At 49.6% G+C, this 25,505-nt stretch carries 27 protein-coding genes and 1 other annotated feature; of the genes, 10 read left to right on the plus strand and 17 right to left on the minus strand.

What is annotated here, in order from left to right; all coding sequences use genetic code 11:
* Positions 1-78: 78 nt before the first annotated feature.
* Both yciT and osmB read left to right on the plus strand, forming a co-directional pair.
* Entirely contained in the window at positions 79-828 is a 750-nt protein-coding gene (gene yciT, locus A7589_RS03125; RefSeq protein ID WP_001088635.1) for a DNA-binding transcriptional regulator YciT, read from the plus strand.
* A gap of 268 nt (positions 829-1,096) precedes the next feature.
* Positions 1,097-1,315, plus strand: coding sequence for an osmotically-inducible lipoprotein OsmB (gene osmB / locus A7589_RS03130; protein ID WP_000498252.1), 219 nt, complete (start codon positions 1,097-1,099; stop codon positions 1,313-1,315).
* A 125-nt stretch (positions 1,316-1,440) separates the two neighbouring features.
* Here osmB and yciH read toward each other — a convergent pair whose 3' ends face one another.
* From yciH to pgpB, 5 genes are all read right to left on the minus strand, one after another.
* Positions 1,441-1,767, minus strand: coding sequence for a stress response translation initiation inhibitor YciH (gene yciH / locus A7589_RS03135; protein WP_010355617.1), 327 nt, complete (start codon positions 1,765-1,767; stop codon positions 1,441-1,443).
* Positions 1,767-2,504 (minus strand): orotidine-5'-phosphate decarboxylase, encoded by a 738-nt coding sequence (gene pyrF / locus A7589_RS03140; RefSeq protein WP_000176260.1) that lies wholly within the window; start codon positions 2,502-2,504, stop codon positions 1,767-1,769. The genes yciH and pyrF overlap by 1 nt, the downstream gene beginning before the upstream one ends.
* Positions 2,505-2,695: 191 nt before the next feature.
* Entirely contained in the window at positions 2,696-3,865 is a 1,170-nt protein-coding gene (gene lapB, locus A7589_RS03145; RefSeq protein WP_000891365.1) for a lipopolysaccharide assembly protein LapB, read from the minus strand.
* Positions 3,866-3,871: 6 nt separating this feature from the next.
* On the minus strand, positions 3,872-4,180 hold the full coding sequence (gene lapA, locus A7589_RS03150; protein WP_000876293.1) for a lipopolysaccharide assembly protein LapA: 309 nt from the start codon (positions 4,178-4,180) through the stop codon (positions 3,872-3,874).
* Positions 4,181-4,328: 148 nt separating this feature from the next.
* Complete coding sequence (gene pgpB, locus A7589_RS03155) at positions 4,329-5,093, minus strand: phosphatidylglycerophosphatase B (RefSeq protein WP_001256524.1); 765 nt, start codon at positions 5,091-5,093, stop codon at positions 4,329-4,331.
* Positions 5,094-5,262: 169 nt separating this feature from the next.
* On the opposite strand from pgpB, the gene ribA reads away from it, so the two are divergent.
* Entirely contained in the window at positions 5,263-5,853 is a 591-nt protein-coding gene (gene ribA / locus A7589_RS03160; protein ID WP_001176295.1) for a GTP cyclohydrolase II, read from the plus strand.
* 63 nt (positions 5,854-5,916) lie between these two features.
* On the opposite strand, the gene acnA is transcribed toward ribA, so the two are convergent.
* The 6 genes from acnA to topA form a co-directional block, all read right to left on the minus strand.
* Positions 5,917-8,592, minus strand: a complete 2,676-nt coding sequence (acnA, locus tag A7589_RS03165) for an aconitate hydratase AcnA (protein WP_016158388.1) — start codon at positions 8,590-8,592, stop codon at positions 5,917-5,919.
* Between the two features lie 162 nt (positions 8,593-8,754).
* Positions 8,755-8,850, minus strand: coding sequence for a small membrane protein YmiC (gene ymiC, locus A7589_RS22750; RefSeq protein WP_016158389.1), 96 nt, complete (start codon positions 8,848-8,850; stop codon positions 8,755-8,757).
* Positions 8,851-8,966: 116 nt separating this feature from the next.
* Positions 8,967-9,137, minus strand: a complete 171-nt coding sequence (locus A7589_RS03175) for a YciX family protein (protein ID WP_000261430.1) — start codon at positions 9,135-9,137, stop codon at positions 8,967-8,969.
* 3 nt (positions 9,138-9,140) lie between these two features.
* Positions 9,141-9,281 carry a YmiA family putative membrane protein gene (locus A7589_RS03180; protein WP_010355623.1) on the minus strand — a complete coding sequence of 47 codons (141 nt, stop codon included), beginning with the start codon at positions 9,279-9,281 and terminating at the stop codon, positions 9,141-9,143.
* Positions 9,282-9,599: 318 nt separating this feature from the next.
* Positions 9,600-10,574 (minus strand): HTH-type transcriptional regulator CysB, encoded by a 975-nt coding sequence (gene cysB / locus A7589_RS03185; RefSeq protein WP_000776255.1) that lies wholly within the window; start codon positions 10,572-10,574, stop codon positions 9,600-9,602.
* Positions 10,575-10,783: 209 nt separating this feature from the next.
* Positions 10,784-13,381, minus strand: coding sequence for a type I DNA topoisomerase (topA, locus tag A7589_RS03195; protein ID WP_010355625.1), 2,598 nt, complete (start codon positions 13,379-13,381; stop codon positions 10,784-10,786).
* Between the two features lie 379 nt (positions 13,382-13,760).
* Between topA and A7589_RS03205 the strand changes: the two genes are divergently transcribed.
* Positions 13,761-14,012, plus strand: a complete 252-nt coding sequence (locus A7589_RS03205) for a YciN family protein (RefSeq protein WP_001031530.1) — start codon at positions 13,761-13,763, stop codon at positions 14,010-14,012.
* A gap of 35 nt (positions 14,013-14,047) precedes the next feature.
* Here A7589_RS03205 and sohB read toward each other — a convergent pair whose 3' ends face one another.
* Positions 14,048-15,097 carry a protease SohB gene (gene sohB / locus A7589_RS03210; protein WP_000422075.1) on the minus strand — a complete coding sequence of 350 codons (1,050 nt, stop codon included), beginning with the start codon at positions 15,095-15,097 and terminating at the stop codon, positions 14,048-14,050.
* A gap of 218 nt (positions 15,098-15,315) precedes the next feature.
* Between sohB and A7589_RS03215 the strand changes: the two genes are divergently transcribed.
* Together A7589_RS03215 and cobO are read left to right on the plus strand one after the other, a co-directional pair.
* Positions 15,316-16,074 carry a YciK family oxidoreductase gene (locus A7589_RS03215; protein WP_000559295.1) on the plus strand — a complete coding sequence of 253 codons (759 nt, stop codon included), beginning with the start codon at positions 15,316-15,318 and terminating at the stop codon, positions 16,072-16,074.
* Positions 16,071-16,661 carry a cob(I)yrinic acid a,c-diamide adenosyltransferase gene (cobO, locus tag A7589_RS03220; RefSeq protein WP_001278900.1) on the plus strand — a complete coding sequence of 197 codons (591 nt, stop codon included), beginning with the start codon at positions 16,071-16,073 and terminating at the stop codon, positions 16,659-16,661. Before A7589_RS03215 ends, cobO begins: the two co-directional genes overlap by 4 nt.
* A gap of 52 nt (positions 16,662-16,713) precedes the next feature.
* Here cobO and A7589_RS03225 read toward each other — a convergent pair whose 3' ends face one another.
* The 5 genes from A7589_RS03225 to rnm form a co-directional block, all read right to left on the minus strand.
* Positions 16,714-17,022 carry a hypothetical protein gene (locus tag A7589_RS03225; protein ID WP_016158392.1) on the minus strand — a complete coding sequence of 103 codons (309 nt, stop codon included), beginning with the start codon at positions 17,020-17,022 and terminating at the stop codon, positions 16,714-16,716.
* Positions 17,023-17,032: 10 nt separating this feature from the next.
* A complete protein-coding gene (locus tag A7589_RS03230) occupies positions 17,033-18,055 on the minus strand; it encodes a hypothetical protein (protein WP_016158393.1) in 1,023 nt (340 codons plus the stop codon).
* A 169-nt stretch (positions 18,056-18,224) separates the two neighbouring features.
* A complete protein-coding gene (gene rluB / locus A7589_RS03235) occupies positions 18,225-19,100 on the minus strand; it encodes a 23S rRNA pseudouridine(2605) synthase RluB (RefSeq protein WP_001291217.1) in 876 nt (291 codons plus the stop codon).
* Positions 19,101-19,200: 100 nt separating this feature from the next.
* Positions 19,201-19,821 (minus strand): L-threonylcarbamoyladenylate synthase, encoded by a 621-nt coding sequence (locus tag A7589_RS03240; RefSeq protein WP_001516499.1) that lies wholly within the window; start codon positions 19,819-19,821, stop codon positions 19,201-19,203.
* Positions 19,818-20,699 (minus strand): RNase RNM, encoded by an 882-nt coding sequence (gene rnm, locus A7589_RS03245; protein WP_001285653.1) that lies wholly within the window; start codon positions 20,697-20,699, stop codon positions 19,818-19,820. The genes A7589_RS03240 and rnm overlap by 4 nt, the downstream gene beginning before the upstream one ends.
* Positions 20,700-20,836: 137 nt before the next feature.
* On the opposite strand from rnm, the gene trpL reads away from it, so the two are divergent.
* The 4 genes from trpL (at position 20,837) to trpCF (ending at position 25,494) form a co-directional block, all read left to right on the plus strand.
* The gene (gene trpL, locus A7589_RS03250; protein WP_001700591.1) at positions 20,837-20,881 is read left to right on the plus strand and encodes a trp operon leader peptide; all 45 of its coding nucleotides are present in this window, start codon (positions 20,837-20,839) and stop codon (positions 20,879-20,881) included.
* Positions 20,858-20,951 (plus strand) — a sequence feature (Trp leader region). Its footprint overlaps the gene before it by 24 nt.
* Before the next feature lie 23 nt (positions 20,952-20,974).
* Positions 20,975-22,537, plus strand: a complete 1,563-nt coding sequence (gene trpE / locus A7589_RS03255) for an anthranilate synthase component I (protein ID WP_001194569.1) — start codon at positions 20,975-20,977, stop codon at positions 22,535-22,537.
* Entirely contained in the window at positions 22,537-24,132 is a 1,596-nt protein-coding gene (trpD, locus tag A7589_RS03260; RefSeq protein WP_016158394.1) for a bifunctional anthranilate synthase glutamate amidotransferase component TrpG/anthranilate phosphoribosyltransferase TrpD, read from the plus strand. The genes trpE and trpD overlap by 1 nt, the downstream gene beginning before the upstream one ends.
* Positions 24,133-25,494, plus strand: a complete 1,362-nt coding sequence (trpCF, locus tag A7589_RS03265; protein ID WP_000983854.1) for a bifunctional indole-3-glycerol-phosphate synthase TrpC/phosphoribosylanthranilate isomerase TrpF — start codon at positions 24,133-24,135, stop codon at positions 25,492-25,494.
* The last annotated feature ends 11 nt before the right edge of the window (positions 25,495-25,505 follow it).

A 25,505-nucleotide genomic window follows, 5' to 3' on the forward strand; every position in this document is an offset into this window, starting at 1 on the left:
TTCAGTTTTCCCTATTTAAGGATGCCCGGCACGTCAGCATTTTTTATTTAGTATTATAACGTTATAAGAATTACAGCGATGAATTCCCGACAACAAACTATTCTACAGATGGTCATTGAGCAGGGTCAGGTTAGCGTAACCGATCTGGCGAAAGCCACTGGAGTTTCCGAAGTTACCATTCGCCAGGATCTCAACACCCTCGAAAAACTTAGCTATCTACGCCGTGCACATGGCTTTGCAGTTTCGCTTGATAGTGATGACGTCGAAACCCGTATGATGAGTAATTATACGCTGAAGCGTGAACTCGCCGAGTTTGCCGCCTCACTGGTTCAACCGGGTGAAACCATCTTTATCGAGAATGGTAGCAGTAACGCCCTTCTGGCTCGCACATTAGGTGAGCAGAAGAAAAATGTCACCATCATTACGGTCAGCAGCTATATAGCGCATTTACTGAAAGACGCGCCTTGTGAGGTCATTTTACTTGGCGGCGTGTACCAGAAAAAAAGCGAAAGTATGGTTGGGCCACTGACACGTCAGTGCATCCAACAGGTGCATTTCAGTAAGGCATTTATTGGTATCGATGGCTGGCAACCTGAAACTGGATTTACAGGTCGCGACATGATGCGTACCGATGTGGTCAATGCCGTGCTGGAAAAAGAATGCGAAACCATAGTCCTGACTGACAGTTCTAAGTTTGGTGCCGTACACTCTTACTCCATCGGTCCTGTGGAGAGAATCAAAAGTGTTATAACCGATTCGAAGATTCGCGCCAGCGATATGATGCTTTTGGAACACAGTAAATTAATCGTTCACGTCGTTGACATATAATCACTTTCCCTCCCTACGGATGGTTTGCCCCGACGCAAATCATCCGCTCTAAGATGATTCCTGGTTGATAATTAAGACTATTTACCTGTTATTAACATCCTAAAGTTATAAACTTATTATCAGCGATATAACAGGAAGTCACTATCACCTGCGTGATATAACCCTGCGCGCGAGAAGATTTCACGGAATTATTTTACCAGGCGTATTCTAAACTATTATAGTTATAGAGAGCTTACTTCCGTGAATCATAAATTCAGGAGAGAGTATTATGTTTGTAACGAGCAAAAAAATGACCGCAGCTGTTCTGGCAATTACACTGGCAATGTCTCTAAGCGCCTGTTCTAATTGGTCAAAACGAGACCGTAACACCGCAATCGGTGCGGGTGCAGGGGCTTTAGGTGGTGCAGTACTGACTGATGGCAGCACGCTGGGTACATTAGGTGGTGCAGCAGTTGGTGGTATTATCGGTCACCAGGTCGGTAAATAATCGTAAATAAATGTCGATAAGCGACTCGCAATTATAATACGCTTGACTCTGTTCATTACGAAATAACTGAATAGTACACACAGTAAAATAAACGAAAGCCACGGAATATTTCCGTGGCTTTTTTGTTAACCGCCAGCGAGTTTTACTTTCATTCCTTTCGCTTCAAGGAGTGCTTTTAATAAATCACGCTTATCTCCCTGGATTTCGATAATTCCGTCTTTTACTGCTCCACCGCAGCCGCATTTTTTCTTCAGCTCCGCCGCCAGTTTTGTCAGTTCTGCATCATCGAGATCGACTCCAGTGATCAGGCAAACGCCCTTTCCTTTACGTCCACTGGTTTGACGTTGAATGCGCACCACGCCGTCGCCTTTAGGGCGTACAGGGGCCGCTTTTGGCTCATCAATACGTCCGGTTTCCGTTGAGTAAACCAGACGGCTATTGGAATCACTCATCATGCACTCCGTTGTAATGAGGCGTTGATCACTTTCAGCGTTTGCGCTGGATCTGCCGATTGCGTTACCGGGCGACCAATCACCATATAATCAACTCCAGCCGCCAACGCCTGTTCTGGCGTCATAATGCGGCGCTGGTCACCAGCGTCACTCCCCTGCGGACGAATGCCCGGCGTAACCAGTTTGAACTCCTGGCCGAATACCTGTTTAAAACGCACAGCTTCCTGAGCAGAACACACCACACCATCAAGCCCACATTTTTGCGTCAATGCCGCCAGACGTTCTGCATAATCCGCTGGTGACAGTGTCACGCCAAGATCAGTCAGGTCACTGGCTTCCATGCTGGTCAATACAGTCACGGCAATTAATAACGGTGCATCTTTACCAAACGGAACCAGAGCCTCACGCGCTGCGGTCATCATACGTGCCCCACCGGAGGCATGAACGTTAACCATCCACACGCCTAAGTCAGCCGCTGCAGCCACAGCGTGCGCTGCGGTGTTGGGAATGTCGTGAAATTTCAGATCGAGGAAAATATCAAAACCACGATGTTGCAGTTCATGCACAAACTGCGGCCCAAACAGCGTAAACATCTCTTTGCCGACTTTCAGACGACAATCACGTGGGTCGATCTTGTCGACAAATGCCAGCGCGGCGTCACGATTATGGTAATCAAGGGCAACAACGACAGGAGAATTCGTAACAGCGCGGGAAGAAGATGAAGCAGTTAACGTCATGACCAGACCTTCTTGATGATGGGCACCGGAAGTGGCGCGAAACAGGTAAACGGCGAGCATTCTACCCGTGGAAATAAAAAATTAACAGTTGCGATTTTTCCCCTGCCAGGCTTTTTTACGCTGGAGTTGCCGAAGCAAAATGTGGGAACAACCATTAGGATGTTGTAACTAAAGCTGGATTTTTTTAAAAATTACAGACCATCAAGGCCGCGAATAGGTTTAATGGTTGACCACGCCCGACATGACGGGCAATGCCAGTAGAGCGTATATGCAGTAAAACCACACTTCTGGCAACGATAACGCGGCTTACTACGCACCTTCTCACCTACCATGTCACGCAGCACCATCAGGCTCTCTTTAGCGCGCCCTTCTTCTGCTTCATTCAGGTGGTAATCCATTAACTTGTGGAACACGCGCATGGTCGGGTGACGTTGTAGCTGGCGCGTAATATAGACCTGTGCGGCATCACTGCCGTCGCGCGCTTCGATAATGTCTGCAAGCATCAATTCAGCATCGGCACCGGTATTCTCTTCCACCGCGCGTTGCAGGAACTCTGCCCATTCGACAGTTTTACCCAGTTGCTGATAGCAGGTTTGCAGCATTTCCAGCGTTTCGCTGACCAGTTCTCTGTCCTGGGAAATGACACGTTGCAGGCTTTCGACCGCTTTGGCGTATTCTCCTTTCGCCATAAACACACGTCCCATCATGATGGATACGCGGGCGCTGTTTTTGTCTGCCGCCGCCCCTTTTTTCAACAAGGTCATAGCGCGATCAAGATCGTCGCTGGCCATGTGCTGGAGCGCCAGTTCACAGTAGAAATGGGCGATCTCAACGCGTTGCTTATCTTTGCCCAGCTTCACCAGGCGTTCTGCAACATCAATTGCTTTCTGCCATTCACTGGTGGACTGATAGATTTGTAACAGCTGTTGCAATGCGCCAACACGGAAGTCCGTTTCATCGGTCAGTTGATTAAACATATCTTCCGCACGATCGTATAAACCCGCCGCCATGTAATCACGCCCCAGTTGCTGAATTGCCAGCAAGCGTTGCTCATAGGTCAACGAGGCACTTTCCATTAAGGTTTGATGAATACGAATCGCGCGATCGACTTCGCCACGCGAACGGAACAGGTTTCCGAGCGTAAGGTGGGCTTCAACGGTGCCGGTGTCCTCTTTGAGCATATCGAGGAACAGATCAACCGCTTTATCCTGTTGATTACTAAGCAGGAAGTTAACACCTGCTACGTAATCACGTGACAGGCGGTTGGCTTCATCTTGCTTGTTTTGTTGCGCACTTCTGCGGCCCATATACCAGCCATAGGCAGCGGCTACAGGCAAGAGCAGAAACAACAACTCCAGCATAGAAAGTTATTCCTTCGCCGCTGACGAATCAGGCGCTACCGCCACGCCAGTCGCAGGTGAAAGCTGGTTTTCCAGTCGCTTTATTTTACGTTCAGCGCGCACCAGAGAAACACGAACTCGCAGCCAGAAAAGGCCACAAATCAACCAACCAATAGCAAAACCCGCAGCAAACAATACAGCGAGCAATGTGGAGATACGATACTCCCCTTGCGCTAACAGATAATTAAACGTTACCTGTTGATCATTCTGCGCACCTAATGTGACGGAAATCACAAAAATCGCTAACACCAGTAAGAAAATGAGTAAATATTTCACATTACTTCCCGTTATGTGGTTAGAGCGAATAAATTATGGTCAACTTACCGCAATAGCCCTTTAAATTACCATTTTCACGACGTCTGCGAAATGGTAGCCACAATCATTGTTGATGATTTGAGGGTTAAATTCAGAAATTCAACCAGTATTAACTTTCTTGTTCTCGTTGCGCTATCTCACGATTTTCTTCCGGCGGTGGTGTTAATGGCCCACAAATACGTTGCGCAAGCCAGGTTGCTACCGCGACCAGCGCCCACGAAATCAACGTAGCCACCACCAGATCGCGCGGCCAATGCATCCCAAGCAGCAGGCGGCTTCCCATGACTCCCGTTGCCCAAACCAGCAAGAGTGCAATGGTTACGGTTCGCCGACGCGGCCATAACAACCCAACGGCCAGCAGAGCCCAACTGGCAGCAAACATTGTGTGACCAGAAGGAAAGGCAAAACCGGTCTCTTTCTGCCAATGAGAACGCAAATATTGCGGGATATTTTTCTCTTCAGCCAACTGTTCTTTCACTAAATTTCCGCGCTCTGCACGCTTTAAAGTGTAGAACTCATCAACCGGAATATGATGTGTTTTTTCCAGCCAGATAACAAACGGGCGCGGTTCCTGAACTTTGTCTTTAATCCAGGATTTTACCGCTTGCCCGACAAGGATCGCCGCCGCCAGTATGGCAAACAACATAATTGCAGCTTTGATACGAAAGCGCAGACACCAGAGAAACCAGCCGAATAAAATCAGATGCGTAATGACGCCCCAGGGCTGAGTGACGGTTTCAGTGACCCAAAAGGCCGCTTTTAACAACCCATTTTGCTCTCCTGGTTGCCAACGCCAGCCAGAAATCCATACCGCTACAGGCATGATAAGTAATAGTGCAGCTCCAACTGCGGTACGTCTGGCAATCGAACGCATGGTCTCTCCTTTCTTATAAGTCTCACAATCATAACTGAAAATGCCCTGACCTGGAAAAATTGACAGATTTGTGCCATTCAGTGAACGATCGACGCGTCGTGATTAGGTGAACGCCTTCGCGTTATGGCAAAATAAGCCAATACAGAACCAGCATTATCTGGAGAATTTCATGCAGCTTAAACGTGTGGCAGAAGCCAAACTGCCAACCCCATGGGGCGATTTCCTGATGGTGGGATTTGAAGAACTGGCAACCGGACACGATCATGTCGCGCTAGTCTATGGCGATATTTCCGGGCATACCCCGGTACTTGCGCGCGTCCATTCCGAATGTCTGACCGGTGACGCCCTGTTCAGCTTGCGCTGCGATTGTGGCTTCCAGCTGGAAGCGGCGCTGACACAAATCGCCGAAGAAGGCCGTGGTATTTTGCTGTATCACCGCCAGGAAGGTCGTAACATTGGTCTGCTGAATAAAATTCGCGCTTACGCATTGCAGGATCAAGGCTACGACACCGTAGAGGCTAACCACCAGTTAGGCTTCGCTGCTGATGAGCGCGACTTCACTCTTTGCGCTGATATGTTCAAACTCCTTGGTGTCAATGAAGTCCGTTTGTTAACCAACAACCCGAAAAAAGTCGAAATTCTGACCGAAGCCGGGATTAATATTGTTGAACGCGTGCCGTTGATTGTTGGTCGTAACCCCAATAACGAACATTATCTCGATACCAAAGCCGAGAAAATGGGTCATCTGTTGAACAAATAACCCACTTGCGTTGTGAAGTTAATTTGCTTGCCGGTTATCTGACTTCCGGCAAGCAAATACTCGTTACTTCAACATATTACGGATGACATAATGCAAAATCCCGTCGTTCTGGTAATAGGTTAATTCCGTCGCAGTGTCGATACGACAACGGCACGGCACAACTTCCTGACTACCATCAGCTCGCGTTAGCGTCACTGGAACCGTTGCGCCGGGTTGTAGATTTTGCAGATCGCTAATATCAATCTTCTCTTCCCCGGTCAGCCCTAATGTTTTACGCGTCACGCCTTGCGGAAATTCCAGCGGCAGAATGCCCATGCCAATTAAATTCGAGCGGTGAATACGTTCAAACGATTCGGCAATAACCACCCGGATACCAAGCAGACGCGGACCTTTTGCCGCCCAGTCACGGCTGGAGCCAGAACCATATTCTTTACCGGCAATCACCGCCAGCGGCGTTTGCTCCTGCTTATAGCGCATCGCTGCATCGTAAATAGAGACAACATCGCTGGCAGGTAAATGCCGCGTCATCCCCCCTTCAACACCAGGCACCATTTCGTTACGAATGCGAATGTTGGCAAACGTGCCGCGCATCATCACTTCATGGTTACCACGCCGCGAACCGTAGGAGTTAAAGTCTTTCCGCTCAACACCCCGACCTTGTAGATATCGCCCCGCCGGACTGTCGGGCTTAATACTGCCCGCCGGAGAGATATGGTCAGTAGTGACCGAATCCCCCAGCATTGCGAGTATCCGCGCGCCGTGAATATCCTCCACTGGCGCAGGCATTGCCTGCATCTCATCAAAAAACGGCGATAACCGAATATAGGTCGAATCATCCTGCCATCCGTAGGTATCGGATCGCACAACGTTAATTTCTTTCCACTCAGCTGTCCCTTCGAAAACTTCTGCGTACTCTTTACGGAACATTTCTGTAGAGACTTGTGCTACCGCACGGGCAATTTCTTGTGCTGATGGCCAGATATCTTTCAGATATACCGGTTCGCCTTTACGATCATGACCGATAGGCTCTGAAGCCAGATTGATATTCATATTGCCCGCCAGCGCATAGGCAACCACCAATGGCGGCGAAGCCAGCCAGTTAGTTTTAACCAGCGGATGAATACGTCCTTCAAAGTTACGGTTGCCAGACAGCACCGCACCGACGGTCAAATCGCCTTTTTTGATTGCAGTTTCGATAGGATCGGGCAACGGGCCAGAATTACCAATACAAGTGGTACAGCCGTATCCCACAAGGTTGAAGCCAAGCTCATCGAGATACGGTGTCAGTTTGGCTTTTGCCAGATAATCAGAAACGACTTTTGACCCCGGTGCCAGCGACGCTTTGACCCACGGTTGCCGCTTGAGGCCCAGAGTTACGGCTTTTTTCGCCAGCAAGCCTGCGGCCATCAGTACACTTGGATTAGAGGTGTTGGTGCACGACGTTATCGCGGCAATGACCACTGCACCATCAGGCAACTGATACTGATGTCCGTTCATAACATAATCGACCGGTTGGCGATCTTTATGCGTGGCATTCACTTCCAGTTCGTTACTGGCGGCAAAAGCTTTTGGTACATCGGGCAGTGCAACGCGATCCTGTGGGCGTTTTGGCCCCGCCAGACTCGCTTCAACGTCATTCATGTCCAGTTCTAACGTACTGGTAAAAATCGGTTCATCGCCAGGGTTACGCCACATGCCCTGCGCTTTGGCATATTTTTCGACCAGCTCGACCTGATCTTCACTGCGCCCGCTTAAACGCATGTAATCGAGGGTGACCGCATCGATTGGGAAGAAGCCGCAGGTCGCGCCGTATTCTGGCGACATATTGGCAATGGTGGCGCGATCTGCCAGCGGCAGCGAATCCAGCCCATCGCCGTAAAATTCGACGAATTTACCCACTACGCCATGTTTACGCAGCATCTGGGTAACGGTGAGAACCAGGTCTGTGGCGGTGATACCTTCACGTAATTTTCCGCTGAGTTTAAAGCCCACTACATCCGGGATAAGCATGGAAACCGGCTGACCTAACATTGCGGCTTCCGCTTCGATCCCGCCAACGCCCCACCCCAGTACGCCAAGACCGTTGATCATAGTAGTGTGCGAGTCAGTACCGACGAGCGTATCCGGATAAGCAATCCATTCACCGTCCTGCAATTCGCTCCACACTGCTTTGCCGAGATATTCGAGGTTAACCTGATGGCAAATGCCTGTGCCTGGTGGCACGACGCTAAAACGACTGAACGCCTGCTGCCCCCATTTCAGGAATACATAACGTTCGTGGTTTCGCTCCATTTCCAGACGCACGTTTTCCTCGAATGCTTCATCATCGCCAAAACGATCGACGGTCACCGAATGGTCAATTACCAGGTCGACCGGTGAGAGCGGATTCACTTTCGCGGTATCGCCACCGAGACGTTTTACCGCTTCTCGCATCGCCGCAAGATCAACGACAGCGGGCACGCCGGTGAAGTCCTGCATCAGCACTCTTGCCGGACGGTAGGCAATTTCACGGTCAGCATGGGCATTTTTCAACCAGCCAGCCAGCGCGTGGATATCCTCTTCGGTAACCGAGTTACCATCCTGCCAGCGCAGCAGGTTTTCGAGCAGAACTTTGAGTGACTTAGGCAGACGGGTGATATCGCCCAGTGATTTGGCAGCAAGCGGCAGGCTGTAGTAGTGGTAAGTTTTATCTTTGGCCTGCAAAGTGTCCTTACTGGCTTCTCGTAGGGTTGACGACATAGCTCCTCCTTAATAACAGGGTTGCGATGCCCTGATTCTCTTCAGGGTGAATATTAAAGATAACACAAACACCGCGTAACGATTTGATAACAACCCGAATTGATAAAAGAGGGAAACCTTGCGGATAAGAAAAGAAAAACCTCGCCGTAGCGAGGTTAGAGATTAGTGAGCAACTATCCAGATGAGTTCAACCCAGAAGAGCATCGACAGAGAAAATGCGCCCATCCAGGACCAGTATTTCATATTTGTGGTGATCATAGGCTACACCCTTCACTTGTTATTACTTTCTGTTGAAATTATTCAACCTTTTATTGCTGTGGTGTATTAAAAACCGTTTATTTCACGAATATATCGGATAATAAGAATGATGATAATTATTGTTTCTGCTGATCATCTTCAGCAAACATCTCTATAAAAGCTTGCTGTTGCGACGTCAGTTTCCAGCCATCTGGAATAACGACTGAACATTCCCGTTTCGTTTCCGTTTCATTGTCACTATGCTGAGACAGTGGCAAAGCAACCTGATGCTGTTCCTGAACGACCATGCTTTACCCCCACACTTTCCAAATTAGCAGTGCGACAAGCACCCAGAAGAGCGCAGACCCAAGAAATACCGCAAGCCAGGCTTTACGTTTCATTTCAGGGTCCCTGCGGGGTTCCTGATTTTCAGAAGGCATTGCTAACCTCATATAATCGCCATCACTTATCAGCAAGACGCTAAACGATTGGTATAATTAATCAATTGATGAGACAAATCCTAATGAAACTTTAGCCAAAAATCCAGCTAATTTACGAATCGTCTCCAGTGAATAATTCAATCTTTTGACCTGAAATAGATATTTGAAGACTGACGTTTGCGAGGCAGGTAATTAGGCACTACTTTATGTCCGATTTACCATAAAGATTTCAGGGATAATTATATTGTGAGCGGTGTACAAATAAGAAAGAACAGAGGATATATTCCGGCACCCTGAAAACATAAAAGGTGCCGGAAATAATGCAGGTAATTATTTTTCCGGCAATTTGATATCTTTAAACATGATCTCAATTTCTTCATTGGAACGCAGTGCTACGGCGGCATCAACGACATCGCGAGTTAAATGCGGCGCAAAACGCTGAATGAAATCATACATATAACTGCGCAAAAACGTACTGCGGCGAAAACCAATTTTGGTTGTGCTATGACTGAAAATGTCATGCGCATCAACACGAACCAGGTCGGGATCCGAAACCGGATCCACCGCCATGCTGGCAATCACCCCTACACCCAACCCTAATCGAACGTAAGTTTTAATCACGTCAGCATCGGTAGCAGTGAAAACAATACGCGGCGTCAACCCTGCGCGGTTAAAGGCGGTATCCAGCTCGGAGCGTCCGGTAAAACCGAAGGTATACGTCACCAACGGATACTGCGCCAGTTCTTCAATGGTAATTGCTTTTTTGCCCGCCAGCGGATGGTCAGGTGTCACCACAATAGCCCGATTCCAGTGATAGCATGGCAGCATCACCAAATCTTCATACAAATGAAGTGCTTCCGTGGCGATAGCGAAATCGGCATTACCTTTAGAGACGGCATCGGCGATTTGTGTCGGCGATCCCTGATGCATATGCAAAGAAACGCGAGGATAACGCTCAATGAAACCTTTGATGACATTCGGTAATGCATAGCGCGCCTGAGTATGCGTGGTGGCGATATATAGCGAGCCTTTATCTGGCCAGGTGTGTTCTCCGGCGACCGATTTAATAGCATCAACTTTCGACAGAACTTCACGAGCGATACGGATTATTTCCTGCCCGGCTGGAGTAACCTGCGTCAAATGCTTGCCGCTACGGGAAAAAATTTGAATACCCAGCTCATCTTCCAGCATTCTGACTTGCTTACTGATCCCAGGTTGTGATGTGTAAAGTCCTTCAGCCGTTGATGAGACGTTCAGGTTATGATTGACGACCTCAACAATATAGCGAAGTTGTTGTAATTTCATGTTAAACCATCCAATTAGACGCCATCAGAACATCGTTTTTTCGTCACACCTGACGGGTGACTAATACGATTTAATAATAAAAAAGGTGCTAACTATAACCACTATATCATTTATAGCTTTAGTGTATAGGTGTGGAGATAAAATAATATGCAATAAAAAAGGGTCGCTTTTGCGACCCTTTGTTTTAAAAAACCAGAAAGAATTAAAGGTTATTTTTTCCCTTCAACCCATTTGCCATCAGCATAAAATGCTGACCAGCCAGTTGCCTTTCCGTCTTTTTCCGAAGAGACATATTGCTGCCTGGTTTTCCGGCTAAAACGAACCATTGTCTTATTACCTTCTGGATCTTGCTGTGGCGCATCAGCCAGATAACGCAATTTTTCTGGTAAACGGTCGCGGAAGCGATAAAGCTCTTCCACCAGCGGCGCACGCGTTTCACGTGATTTCGGGAAAGTATTGGCCGCCAGGAACACGCCGGCAGCGCCGTCACGCAACACGAAATAAGCATCCGATTTTTCGCACGGTAATTCTGGTAGCGGAACCGGATCTTCTTTCGGCGGCGCGACTTCACCGTTACGTAAAATCTTACGTGTGTTTTTACACTCTTCATTGGTGCAGGCCATGTATTTACCGAAGCGCCCCATTTTCAGGTGCATTTCAGAACCACATTTTTCACACTCAACGATCGGGCCGTCATAACCTTTAATACGGAATTCGCCCTCTTCGATCTCGTAACCGTCGCAGGTTGGATTATTACCACAGACATGCAACTTACGTTTTGGATCGATGAGATAGCTGTCCATCGCTGTACCGCATTTCGGGCAACGACGTTTGGCACGCAGCGCGTTGGTTTCAGCGTCTTCGCCTTCCAGCACGTTCAGCACTTCGTTTTCCGGCACCAGGTTGATGGTGGTTTTGCAACGCTCTTTCGGCGACAGCGCATAACCGGAACAGCCCAGGAATACCCCGGTGCTGGCGGTGCGAATCCCCATTTTTCGACCACAGGTCGGGCAGTCAATACTGGTCAGAACCATCTGGTTCGGGCGCATACCGCCCTCTTCCGGATCTTTTTCCGCTTTATCAAGCTGCTGAGTGAAATCAGAGAAGAAGTGATCCAGTACAGCTTTCCACTCTGCTTCGTGATTTGCCACCTGGTCGAGGCTGTTTTCCATCTGCGCGGTAAAGTCGTAATTCATTAACTCGCGGAAATTTTCTTCCAGGCGATCGGTAACGATCTCACCCATTTTTTCCGCATAGAAGCGACGGTTTTCCACACGCACATAGCCGCGATCCTGAATGGTCGAAATGATCGACGCATAAGTAGACGGACGACCGATCCCGCGTTTTTCCAGCTCTTTAACCAGAGAAGCTTCGCTAAAACGAGCTGGCGGCTTGGTAAAGTGCTGCGCAGGCGTCAGTTCAACAAGCGACAGGGAGTCACCTTTATCGACAGCCGGTAAAATACGATCTTCATCGCCTTTACGCAGAGCTGGCATAACTTTCGTCCAGCCGTCGAAACGCAGAATACGACCGCGCGCTTTCAGGCGGAAGTCACCCGCGCCAACGGTCAGCGTGGTGGAGTCATATTTCGCCGGGGTCATCTGACAGGCAACAAACTGACGCCAGATTAACTGGTACAGCTTCTGCGCATCTGCTTCCATATCTTTCAGCGATTCCGCCATCACATTGACGTCAGAAGGACGAATTGCTTCGTGCGCTTCCTGTGAGTTTTCTTTGCTGGCGTATTGGTTTGGACTTTCCGGCAGATATTTATTACCAAAATTATCGCTGATATAACCGCGAACCATGTTTACCGCGTCCTGACTCAGGTTAGTGGAGTCGGTACGCATGTAAGTGATATAGCCTGCTTCATACAGACGCTGCGCCATCATCATGGTTTTTTTCACGCCAAAACCAAGACGGGTGCTGGCAGCTTGTTGCAGCGTAGAGGTAATAAAAGGAGCGCCAGGTTTACTGGTTGTCGGTTTGTCTTCACGTTCCAGCACGCTGTAGCGCGCTTTTTCCAGCAGACTTACCGCAGCCAGAGTTTGTTCTTTGTTGACCGGGCGGAACGGTTTGTCGTTCTGATGAGTCACCTGCAAAGCCAACGCTTCGCCAGATGGCGTAGTCGTGCTGGCATCGACTTCCCAGAATTCTTCCGGCACGAAGGCTTTAATTTCACGCTCACGCTCGACTACCAGGCGGACCGCTACGGATTGCACACGCCCGGCGGAAAGACCGCGAGCGATCTTTTTCCACAGCAGCGGAGAAACCATATACCCCACAACGCGATCCATAAAGCGACGCGCCTGCTGGGCATTAACACGATCAATATTCAGTTCGCCGGGTTTGTTGAACGCCTGGCGGATCGCGTTTTTAGTAATTTCGTTAAACACCACTCGGCTATAACGCGCATCATCACCCCCAATCACTTCCCGCAGGTGCCATGCAATGGCTTCCCCTTCGCGGTCAAGGTCGGTTGCGAGATAGATGTGGTCGGCTTTTTCAGCCAGTTGTTTCAGTTCAGAGACGACCTTCTCTTTACCAGGCAACACTTCATAGTGCGCCTCCCAATTGTGCCACGGGTCAACCCCCATACGGTTGACGAGAGCGCCACGTTCATCCTTTTTAGGCTTTTTAGCCGTTTTGGTGGAGGTAGAGTCGGCACTCTTTTTAGCAGCTGAGCCACTGGTCGGCAAATCGCGGATGTGACCGACGCTGGATTTCACCACGTAGTCACTACCCAGATACTTGTTGATCGTTTTGGCTTTTGCCGGGGACTCAACGATGACAAGAGCTTTACCCATATTCACCTTACCTAATTTGATTCTTCCAGGAATGCGTCGCACATTGATAAACCTTCCACTGGCAACGAGTTACCGATATGGACTCGCTCTCTGCGGATATCAACCCCTTGTCGTGACTCTGTTCACGAAAATTCCGGTGACTGAGTTAACAGGTCTTGGCCTACAGGCGCTATAGCACGACGGAATTTTGGTCGAATGTCAAGCAAATCTATTGCCAGATTGACGAAAGCGTCACACTGTACCTGATAAAATCCGTTACGCAACTTTATTAGCATGCAAAATCCAAAGTTGCCAGTAAGGCGCTCCTGACGCCAGCGTGGTATATTTGTCTGTATGCCATGCCTGGCGTAGACTAATGTCCTTGTTTAAGGAGTAAATAATGAACAAAGAGACACAACCCATCGACCGCGAAACGCTGTTGAAAGAGGCCAACAAAATCATTCGTGAGCATGAGGACACGCTCGCAGGAATTGAAGCCACCGGCGTCACGCAGCGTAATGGCGTGCTGGTGTTCACCGGCGATTACTTTTTAGATGAGCAAGGACTGCCGACAGCGAAAAGCACTGCGGTGTTTAATATGTTCAAACACCTGGCACACGTGCTCTCGGAAAAATACCATCTGGTGGATTAAAGCAAAACGCGAGGTTTTACCCTCGCGTTTATCTTTTACATCAACGGCTTTTGCCCGCGTTGCCACCAGCGTAGCAACAATCGGTCGGCGCTCTCTGCCGCACTGCCGGTGAATCGGTCGATCAACCGTTTACGCTGCATATAACGTACATTGACCACTTCACGACCTTCCATCAGGCTAAGAATGACTTCATCACTGGTGTTGATTTCGTCAACCAGGCCTTTCTCTACCGCCTGTTGCCCATACCAGTGTTCACCGGTAGCCACCTCTTCAATATCCAGAGACGGACGCATACGTTTTACAAAATCTTTAAATAGCTGATGTGTTTCGTTCAGTTCTTCGCGGAATTTTTCGCGCCCCTCTTCGGTATTTTCACCCAGCAATGTCAGCGTGCGCTTATATTGCCCGGCGGTGTGCAGTTCAATATCAATATCTTTGCTTTTCAGGAAGCGGTTAAAGTTGGGCATTTGCGCCACCACACCGATGGAGCCTACAATGGCAAACGGCGCGGAAACAATTTTGTCAGCCACGCAGGCCATCATGTACCCGCCGCTGGCAGCTACTTTATCTACCGTAACGGTTAAAGGAATGTTTTTATCGCGCAGACGCCGCAACTGCGAAGCTGCCAGGCCATAACCATGAACCATGCCGCCGGGGCTTTCCAGACGCAAAACAACCTGATCCCGTGGCTTAAATGCCGCGAGTACTGCGGTTATCTCTTCGCGTAACGAGTTAACTTCATGCGCGTCCATGCTGCCTTTGAAATCCAGTACCCAGACTCGGGGTTTACTGTCAGTCACCACCTCGCCCAGTTTGGCTTTCGCTTTCGCTGCTTTCGCTTCTTGCTTGTGCTTCTTCTTCTGCGCTTTGTGCCACTGCTTTTGCTGATGCGGATCCATCAACGCTGCTGCCAGTTCTTCTTTCATCTCCTTATATTGTTCGCTGAGATTGTTAACCCGTAACTCGCCACGCTGGCGTTTATTACGTTGAGCAACATTGACAATAATGGCGGCAACAGCCGCAATCGCCACAACAACAGTGACAATTTTCGCCAAAAACAAACCATATTCAGACAACAATTCCACGAGTCCCACCTTGGTTAAACAACGCTTTGCCTCACAGTTTACAACAGGCATCTTAAGCCGTCTCGCAGAGATATTCTTGACGAGAAAGTATGACAAAGTATTCATTTTGCGGCGTTATCGCCCCAGGCCGATTGAAATGCGCCTCTGTTTAAGGCATAACCCCTCAAAGTCATAAAGTACACTGGCAGCGCGACTGATGATGTCGTTGAGGAGTAGCCATGCATTACCAACCAAAACAAGATTTACTCAATGATCGTATTATCCTGGTAACCGGCGCCAGCGACGGCATTGGTCGTGAAGCCGCTCAGACTTATGCGCGTTATGGCGCGGCAGTGATTTTACTGGGTCGTAATGAAGAAAAATTACGTCAGGTCGCCCAGCGTATGTTCGAAGAGACCGGACGTCATCCACAGTGGTTTATTCTCGATTTACTGACCTGCACATCCGAAGATTGCCATCAACTGGCACAGCGCATTGCCGTTAATTATCCGCGTCTGGACGGCGTTCTGCATAATGCCGGATTGCTTGGCCAAGTTTGCCCGATGAGCGAACAAAATCCACAGGTCTGGCAGGATGTCATGCAGGTCAACGTTAATGCCACCTTTATGCTGACCCAGGCACTGCTTCCTTTATTACTCAAATCGGACGCCGGTTCGCTGGTCTTTACCTCATCAAGCGTCGGCCGTCAGGGGCGAGCCAACTGGGGCGCGTACGCTGCCTCAAAATTTGCCACCGAAGGAATGATGCAGGTACTGGCCGATGAATATCAACAGCGCCTGCGCGTGAACTGCATTAACCCGGGCGGTACACGAACTGCCATGCGTGCCAGCGCCTTCCCGACGGAAGATCCGCAGAAACTCAAAACCCCCGCTGATATCATGCCACTTTACCTCTGGCTGATGGGCGATGATAGCCGCCGTAAAACCGGCATGACCTTTGACGCCCAACCGGGCCGTAAACCAGGAATTTCCCAATGAGTGATGAACGCTACCAACAGCGTCAGCAGCGAGTTAAAGAAAAAGTGGATGCCCGTGTGGCGCAGGCCCAGGATGAACGCGGCATTATTATCGTTTTTACTGGCAATGGAAAAGGCAAAACCACTGCGGCATTTGGTACGGCAACGCGCGCGGTAGGTCACGGAAAAAAAGTGGGCGTCGTGCAGTTTATTAAGGGCACCTGGCCTAACGGCGAACGAAATCTGCTGGAGCCGCACGGCGTCGAGTTTCAGGTGATGGCAACCGGCTTTACCTGGGATACACAAAACCGCGAGTCTGATACCGCCGCCTGCCGCGAAGTCTGGCAACATGCAAAACGAATGCTGGCTGATTCCTCGCTAGATATGGTTTTGCTCGATGAGCTGACGTATATGGTGGCGTATGACTATTTGCCACTGGAAGAAGTGATGCAGGCCTTAAATGATCGTCCACATCAGCAAACGGTGATTATCACGGGTCGTGGCTGTCATCGGGATATACTTGAGCTGGCAGATACCGTCAGTGAATTACGCCCCGTCAAACATGCGTTTGATGCAGGCGTTAAGGCGCAAATCGGGATTGATTATTAAGTGAAAGCACCTCAAAAGATCGCCTCTTGAGGTGCTTTAATCATAATTATATTCAAGCGGCAATAGCGAAATTCAGAATGCGTTTAATCTCACTCAAATGTCCCGGATATGTTTCATGATTCTCAGCGTCAACATCTTCAATAAATAATATCAGCTCAGTAATTAACGCATTCGCGTCTTCATAACTGATTGCGCTTAACTCTGGTGAGGTTTCAGTACCATAGTTAATCGTCAGGTTGTTCATAACCGAGAGGATAAGGATAAAATATTTATGGCAAACCTTGCATGTGGTTTTGTTGCCCAGGGTATTATACAGCATGTCGAGTAATGCCAGTATTCTACGATTTTGTACATCGTTCATAAAAATCCTCCTATAACATTATTCCGCTAGCAAGAAGTAGTTTTGCCAGCCCCTCAGACGCCTTTAATCCACTAATTACTTGTGCACGTAATATTTCATTTAGCCTTTTTTGTTCAGCCGCTGTGCGTGTTTTATTAGTGTATAAATCCTTAAGGTGATTCCCCTCGTCAAGAAATGAGTTCAGTGCTTGTATTGCTGGAATTGCTGGATCTGCTGCACGAAGACGTGTTTCATTAATACTGATAATCGCAGCCAAGAATTCTTGTCTGCTCTTCAATGTCTTAAATTCATTACCTCCTCCTTTTTTTAAGGAGGCATTGTAATAAACGAGATTATTATGTACCGTCGCAAAGGTATTTCTTCCAGTTTGTTTACCTTTTGTCGCGATATCGTTTCGTATATCAGTTAGATCATTTTTTATTCTTTGCCAATGATTATTTACCGTACTACCTATATTCCCTGCGCTTACCCTTGTTTTATACAACCCATTGAAATAAACCACTAAATCTTTAACCGCTGCTGCAGATTTTGTTAATGTTCCACCATCATTGATGCCCAGAAGTGCCCCCGCATTATTCGCGTGATCCAGAGCTTGTTTAAGCAATATGAACTGTTTACTGTCTTTAACATCTAAATCCTCATTCAAAAGTTCGACATAAGAACTCATACTGCTAATGATTTCCATAGAAGCTAGCAATCTTTCTTTTTCAGTAGCGACTATCTTTGTAGTAAAAAGATCTTCTTGAGATTTTTTGTGCTTATCTCCAGATTGCTGACATAATGACTCATCACTGGTACTGTTTTCAATAACTACCTCATAATCTGGTCGAGGTGCACACTCTGGATTAGTCGCATAAAAATTAACAAGAAAGTTTTCACGGGAAGCGTAGTATTGTTTAAAGAAACTTGCATTCGCCGCAACCGCCTTGTTACCCGCAGAAATAACAGATTCAGCTTGTTCATTCTTTAATGCTTCGGTTGCACATCCTGAAAGCATTAACAGAGATAGAAATATTCCACTATATCTAATCATAACCCACCTCTTGACGTTGAGTTTATCTCAGATAATTAAATATTAATGTGGCTATTTCCGGGTATTATTCATAAGCAAGTATGAAATTAAATTAAAATACTGCGACTATTTATCATGCTTCAAATGAAGAAAAGGCCCCGTAGGGCCTTTATTTTATACTTAACTTAAATTAACCGTTATTATTACGTCCACCAGAACGACGACCGCCACTCACCTGACTGTGACGTTTCACCGCACGTCGAATTTGATTCGCCTTCATACGACGACGATCTTTTTCTACGGCAACTTTAGAACTGGTTTCTGGCGGTAGTTCCACCAGCTCACGCAAATAGTTAGTCTGGGCGAGATCCAGCTCCGTCCAGCCACCACGTGGCAGACCTTTCGGTAGAGGGATATCACCGTAACGCACACGAATCAGGCGGCTAACCTGCACGCCAACCGCTTCCCACAAACGACGAACTTCACGGTTACGGCCTTCGGTCAGGGTAACGTTGTACCACTGGTTGATCCCTTCGCCGCCGCTGAACTTGATGGTTTTAAAGGCTGCCGGACCATCCTCCAGCTGCACGCCACGACTCAAATCACGCAGCTTTGCGTCGTCAACCTGTCCAAATACACGCACGGCATATTCACGTTCAACTTCACGGCTGGGATGCATTAACCGGTTTGCCAGCTCACCATCAGTGGTGAACAGCAGCAGACCACAAGTGTTAACGTCGAGACGCCCAACGGCAATCCAGCGCGCACCGCGCAGCTTCGGCAGACGGTCAAATACTGTCGGACGCCCTTCCGGATCATTACGGGTACATAACTCACCTTCCGGCTTGTAATAGGCCAGAACGCGACAAATTTGCTCAGCGGACTCACGCACCGAAATAAGATGACCATCAATACGGATTTTCAGTCCAGGGGTAACTTCAACGCGATCGCCGAGTTTAGCAATTTTGCCATCAACACTCACACGACCGGCTTCAATAATAGATTCGATTTCACGGCGAGAACCGTGGCCGGCACGCGCCAGCACTTTCTGTAGCTTTTCGCTCATAGAGCTTCCTTTTGGTGTCGCCTTCACAGGCGTCGAACAGGAGAATGAATGGCACCATTCAGTGCCATTTTAAGGCCGCGTAGTATACAGAGTTACGCTCTTATAAGAAAGGCTTCACATCACCCACGCCTTCACGCACCACGACTGGCGTATCATCGGTGAGGTCGATGACCGTTGTTGGTTTCTGGCCGAGATAGCCGCCATGAATAATTAAATCCACCTGTTTTTCCAGACGGTCTTTAATCTCTTCCGGATCGGATTCAGTAAATTCGCTACCCGGCAGCATTAACGAAGTGGAAAGCATCGGTTCACCCAGCACCTCAAGTAACGCCTGAGCGATGGGGTTAGACGGTACGCGCATCCCGATGGTTTTGCGTTTTTCCTGCAACAAACGGCGTGGCACCTCTTTCGTTCCCTTCAGGATGAAAGTGTAGTTACCTGGCGTGTTGTTTTTCATCAGGCGAAACGCGACGTTATCCACAAAGGAATAGGTCGAGAGTTCAGAAAGATCGCGACACATCAGGGTAAAGTTGTGACCGTCCGGCAGCTGGCGAATACGACAAATACGCTCCATGGCGTTTTTATCTTCAATTTTACAGCCGAGCGCATAGCCGGAATCGGTTGGATAAACAATCACCCCGCCTTTACGCACGATCTCCACCGCCTGGTTGATCAGACGTTGCTGCGGGTTATCAGGATGAATATAAAAAAACTGACTCATAATTCCCTCTCTGTGGTGTTCTGCGGCTGTTCCCATAGCTGCCAGACGCCTTCAACGCCTGCGGGCAGCCAGAGTTTACGACCCAGTTCAATCCACGGGCACGGCTGATGAAAATCAGATCCTTGTGATGCCCATAAATGGTGCTGGCGGGCAAGTGTCGCCAGTTGGGTGCGTTCATTGGGCGATTGCTGGCACTGCGCGACTTCCATCGCGTCGCCGTGGTGTTCGGCAAAATGCGCAACCAATCTTTTCAGCCATTTAGCACTAAGATTGTACCGCCCAGGATGAGCTAGCACCGCCTTACCGCCAGAATGATGAATGACATCAATAGCTTGTTCTATTGTACACCACTGCGGCGGAACGTATCCGGTTTTCCCACGCGCCAGATATTTTTTAAAGACATCCGCCATTGAACTGGCTTTGCCGCATTCGACCAGAAAACGAGCAAAATGACCGCGCGTCACTGCGCCCCCCTGCGCCAGTCTTTGCGCGCCTTCCAGAGCACCAGGTATTTGCGCTTTTTCCAGTCTTTCAGCGATTAACTGCGCCCGCTGATTGCGCCGTGCTGTTTGCTGCGCCAGGAACTCACACATTAGCGGATGAGTAATATCAATATTCAGCCCGACAATATGAATTTCATGATTTTCCCATACGGTAGAAATTTCCACGCCGGGAATAAGATTCAGCGCCAGTCCTGAACGTGAAATTTCTTCTCTTGCTGGTGCGATTGCTGCTGTGGTGTCATGGTCAGTGATCGCCAGGGTGCCGACGCGCATGTCTACAGCACGGTGTACCAGCGCCTCTGGCGTCAGGCAGCCATCGGAAGCCGTGGTATGGCTGTGCAGGTCATAAATGACTGCGTAATTTGTGTCGCTCAAGGCGCACTCCCGTTCTGGATAATGTTTTTTGCGCCGACATCATAACGGTTCTGACAAATATTCTGAAATGAGCTGTTGACAATCAATCATCGAACTAGTTAACTAGTACGCAAGTTCACGTAAAAAGGGTATCGACAATGAAAGCGATTTTCGTACTGAAAGGTTGGTGGCGCACTTCCTGAAACGGGCAGTGTATTCACCATGCGTAAAGCAATCAGATACCCAGCCCGCCTAATGCGCGGGCTTTTTTTTGAACAAAATTAACGAGAATAACAATGCAAACACAAAAACCGACTCTCGAACTGTTAACCTGCGAAGGTGCTTATCGCGACAATCCAACCGCACTTTTTCACCAGTTGTGTGGGGATCGTCCCGCAACGCTGCTGCTCGAATCCGCAGATATCGACAGCAAAGATGATTTAAAAAGCCTGCTGTTGGCGGACAGTGCGCTGCGCATTACAGCTTTAGGTGACACTGTCACAATCCAGTCGCTTTCCGGCAATGGTGAAGCCCTGCTGACACTACTGGATAACGCCCTGCCTGCGGGTGTGGAAAATGAACAATCACCAAACTGCCGTGTGCTGCGCTTCCCCCCTGTCAGCCCACTGCTGGATGAAGACGCCCGCTTATGCTCCCTTTCAGTATTTGACGCCTTTCGCTTGTTGCAGGATCTGCTGGATGTGCCAAAGGAAGAACGAGAAGCAATGTTCTTCGGCGGCCTGTTCTCTTATGACCTTGTGGCGGGGTTTGAAGATTTACCGCAATTGTCAGCGGAAAATAACTGCCCTGATTTCTGTTTTTATCTCGCTGAAACGCTGATGGTGATTGACCATCAGAAGAAAAGTACCCGTATTCAGGCCAGCCTGTTTGCTCCAAATGAAGAAGAAAAACAGCGCCTCACCGCACGCCTTGCTGAACTTCGCCAACAGCTAACCGAAAGCGCACCGCCGCTACCGGTGGTTTCTGTGCCGCATATGCGTTGTGAGTGTAATCAAAGTGATGAAGAGTTCGGCGGTGTCGTTCGTTCATTGCAAAAAGCGATTCGCGCCGGAGAGATTTTCCAGGTCGTACCCTCTCGCCGTTTCTCACTGCCCTGCCCGTCACCGCTGGCGGCCTATTACGTGCTGAAAAAGAGTAATCCCAGCCCGTACATGTTTTTTATGCAGGATAATGATTTCACCCTGTTTGGCGCGTCGCCGGAAAGTTCGCTCAAGTATGACGCCACCAGCCGCCAGATTGAAATCTACCCGATTGCCGGAACACGCCCACGCGGTCGTCGCGCCGATGGTTCACTGGACAGAGACCTCGACAGCCGCATTGAACTGGAGATGCGTACCGACCATAAAGAGCTTTCGGAACATCTGATGTTGGTGGATCTCGCCCGTAATGATCTGGCGCGCATTTGCACCCCCGGCAGCCGATACGTTGCCGACCTCACCAAAGTTGACCGTTACTCTTACGTGATGCATCTCGTCTCCCGCGTTGTCGGTGAATTGCGTCACGATCTCGACGCCCTGCACGCTTACCGCGCCTGTATGAATATGGGCACATTAAGCGGTGCGCCGAAAGTGCGTGCCATGCAGTTAATTGCCGAAGCAGAAGGTCGTCGACGCGGCAGTTACGGCGGCGCAGTAGGTTATTTCACCGCGCACGGCGATCTCGACACCTGCATTGTGATCCGCTCGGCGCTGGTGGAAAACGGCATCGCCACCGTGCAAGCCGGTGCTGGCGTGGTTCTTGATTCTGTTCCGCAGTCGGAAGCCGACGAAACCCGTAATAAAGCCCGCGCTGTACTGCGCGCTATCGCCACCGCGCATCATGCACAGGAGACTTTCTGATGGCTGACATTCTGCTGCTCGATAATATCGACTCTTTTACTTACAACCTGGCAGATCAGTTGCGCAGCAATGGTCATAACGTGGTGATTTACCGCAACCATATTCCGGCGCAGACCTTAATTGAACGCCTGGCGACGATGAGCAATCCGGTGCTGATGCTTTCTCCTGGCCCTGGTGTGCCAAGCGAAGCCGGTTGTATGCCGGAACTGCTTACCCGTCTGCGCGGCAAGCTGCCGATTATTGGCATTTGCCTCGGTCATCAGGCGATTGTCGAAGCCTATGGGGGGTATGTCGGACAAGCGGGCGAAATTTTGCACGGTAAAGCGTCGAGCATTGAACATGACGGTCAGGCGATGTTTGCCGGGTTAACAAACCCACTGCCGGTGGCGCGTTATCACTCGCTGGTTGGCAGTAACATTCCGGCCGGTTTAACCATCAATGCCCATTTTAATGGCATGGTAATGGCGGTTCGTCATGATGCGGATCGCGTTTGCGGATTCCAGTTCCATCCGGAATCCATTCTCACCACTCAGGGCGCTCGCCTGCTGGAACAAACGCTGGCCTGGGCGCAGCAAAAGCTGGAACCCACCAACACGCTGCAACCGATTCTCGAAAAACTGTATCAGGCGCAGACGCTTAGCCAGCAGGAAAGCCATCAGCTTTTTTCAGCGGTGGTGCGTGGCGAACTGAAACCGGAACAACTGGCGGCTGCGCTGGTGAGCATGAAAATTCGCGGCGAGCACCCGAACGAAATCGCCGGAGCAGCAACTGCGCTTCTGGAAAACGCTGCGCCGTTCCCGCGCCCGGATTATCTGTTTGCCGATATCGTCGGCACCGGCGGTGACGGCAGCAACAGTATCAACATTTCTACCGCCAGTGCTTTTGTTGCAGCAGCCTGTGGCCTGAAAGTGGCGAAACACGGCAACCGCAGTGTCTCCAGTAAATCGGGTTCGTCGGATCTGCTGGCAGCGTTTGGTATCAACCTGGATATGAATGCCGATAAATCGCGCCAGGCGCTGGACGAGTTAGGCGTTTGCTTCCTCTTCGCACCGAAATATCACACCGGATTCCGCCACGCGATGCCGGTTCGCCAGCAACTGAAAACCCGCACCCTGTTCAACGTGCTGGGGCCATTGATTAACCCTGCTCATCCACCGCTGGCGTTAATTGGTGTTTATAGTCCGGAACTGGTGCTGCCGATTGCCGAAACCTTGCGCGTGCTGGGGTATCAACGTGCAGCGGTTGTGCACAGCGGCGGAATGGATGAAGTTTCCTTACACGCGCCGACAATCGTTGCAGAACTTCATGACGGCGAAATTAAGAGCTATCAGTTGACCGCAGAAGATTTTGGCCTGACTCCCTACCACCAGGAACAACTGGCAGGCGGAACGCCGGAAGAAAACCGTGACATTTTAACACGTTTGTTACAAGGTAAAGGCGACGCCGCCCATGAGGCAGCCGTCGCGGCGAATGTCGCCATGTTAATGCGCCTGCATGGCCAGGAAGATCTGCAAGCCAATGCGCAAACCGTTCTTGAGGTACTGCGCAGTGGTTCCGCTTACGACAGAGTCACCGCACTGGCGGCACGAGGGTAAATGATGCAAACCGTTTTAGCGAAAATCGTCGCAGACAAGGCGATTTGGGTAGAAGCCCGTAAACAGCAGCAACCACTTGCCAGTTTTCAGAATGAGATTCAGCCGAGCACGCGACATTTTTATGATGCGCTACAGGGTGCACGTACCGCATTTATTCTGGAATGCAAGAAAGCGTCTCCGTCAAAAGGAGTGATCCGTGATGATTTCGATCCGGTACGCATTGCCTCGATTTATAAGCATTACGCTTCGGCAATTTCGGTGCTGACTGATGAGAAATATTTCCAGGGGAGCTTTGATTTCCTCCCTATCGTCAGCCAAATCGCGCCCCAGCCGATTTTATGTAAAGACTTTATTATCGACCCTTACCAGATTTATCTGGCGCGCTATTACCAGGCCGATGCCTGCTTATTAATGCTTTCAGTACTGGACGACGAACAGTATCGCCAGCTCGCTGCTGTCGCCCATAGTCTGGGGATGGGTGTGCTGACCGAAGTCAGTAATGAAGAGGAACTGGAGCGCGCCATTGCGCTGGGGGCAAAAGTCGTTGGCATCAACAACCGCGATCTGCGTGATTTGTCGATTGATCTCAACCGCACGCGCGAGCTTGCGCCGAAACTGGGGCACAACGTGACGGTGATCAGCGAGTCGGGTATCAACACTTACGCGCAAGTACGCGAGTTAAGCCACTTCGCTAATGGTTTTTTGATTGGCTCGGCGCTGATGGCGCACGACGATCTAAACGCCGCCGTGCGTCGGGTACTACTGGGTGAGAATAAAGTGTGTGGCCTGACTCGCCCACAAGATGCCAGAGCTGCTTATGACGTAGGCGCGATTTACGGCGGATTGATTTTTGTTGCGACATCACCGCGCTGCGTCAGCGTTGAACAGGCGCAGGAAGTAATGACTGCGGCGCCACTACAGTATGTCGGCGTGTTTCGTAACCACGACCTTACCGATGTGCTAGCAAAAGCGAATACCTTATCGCTGGCAGCAGTACAACTGCATGGCAATGAAGACCAGCAGTATATCGACGCACTGCGTGATGCTCTGCCAGCAAACGTTGCCATCTGGAAAGCATTGAGCGTTGGAGAAACCCTGCCCGCGCGCGATTTTCAGCACATTGATAAATATGTTTTCGACAACGGTCAGGGCGGGAGCGGGCAACGTTTCGACTGGTCACTGTTAAATGGTCAATCGCTTGGCAACGTCCTGCTGGCGGGGGGCTTAGGCGCAGATAACTGCGTGGAAGCGGCACAAACCGGCTGCGCCGGGCTTGATTTTAATTCTGCTGTAGAGTCACAACCGGGCATCAAAGATGCACATCTTTTGGCCTCGGTCTTTCAGACACTGCGCGCATATTAAGGAAAGGAACA

This window comes from Escherichia sp. MOD1-EC6475 (assembly GCF_003046645.1).
Lineage (GTDB): Bacteria > Pseudomonadota > Gammaproteobacteria > Enterobacterales > Enterobacteriaceae > Escherichia > Escherichia ruysiae.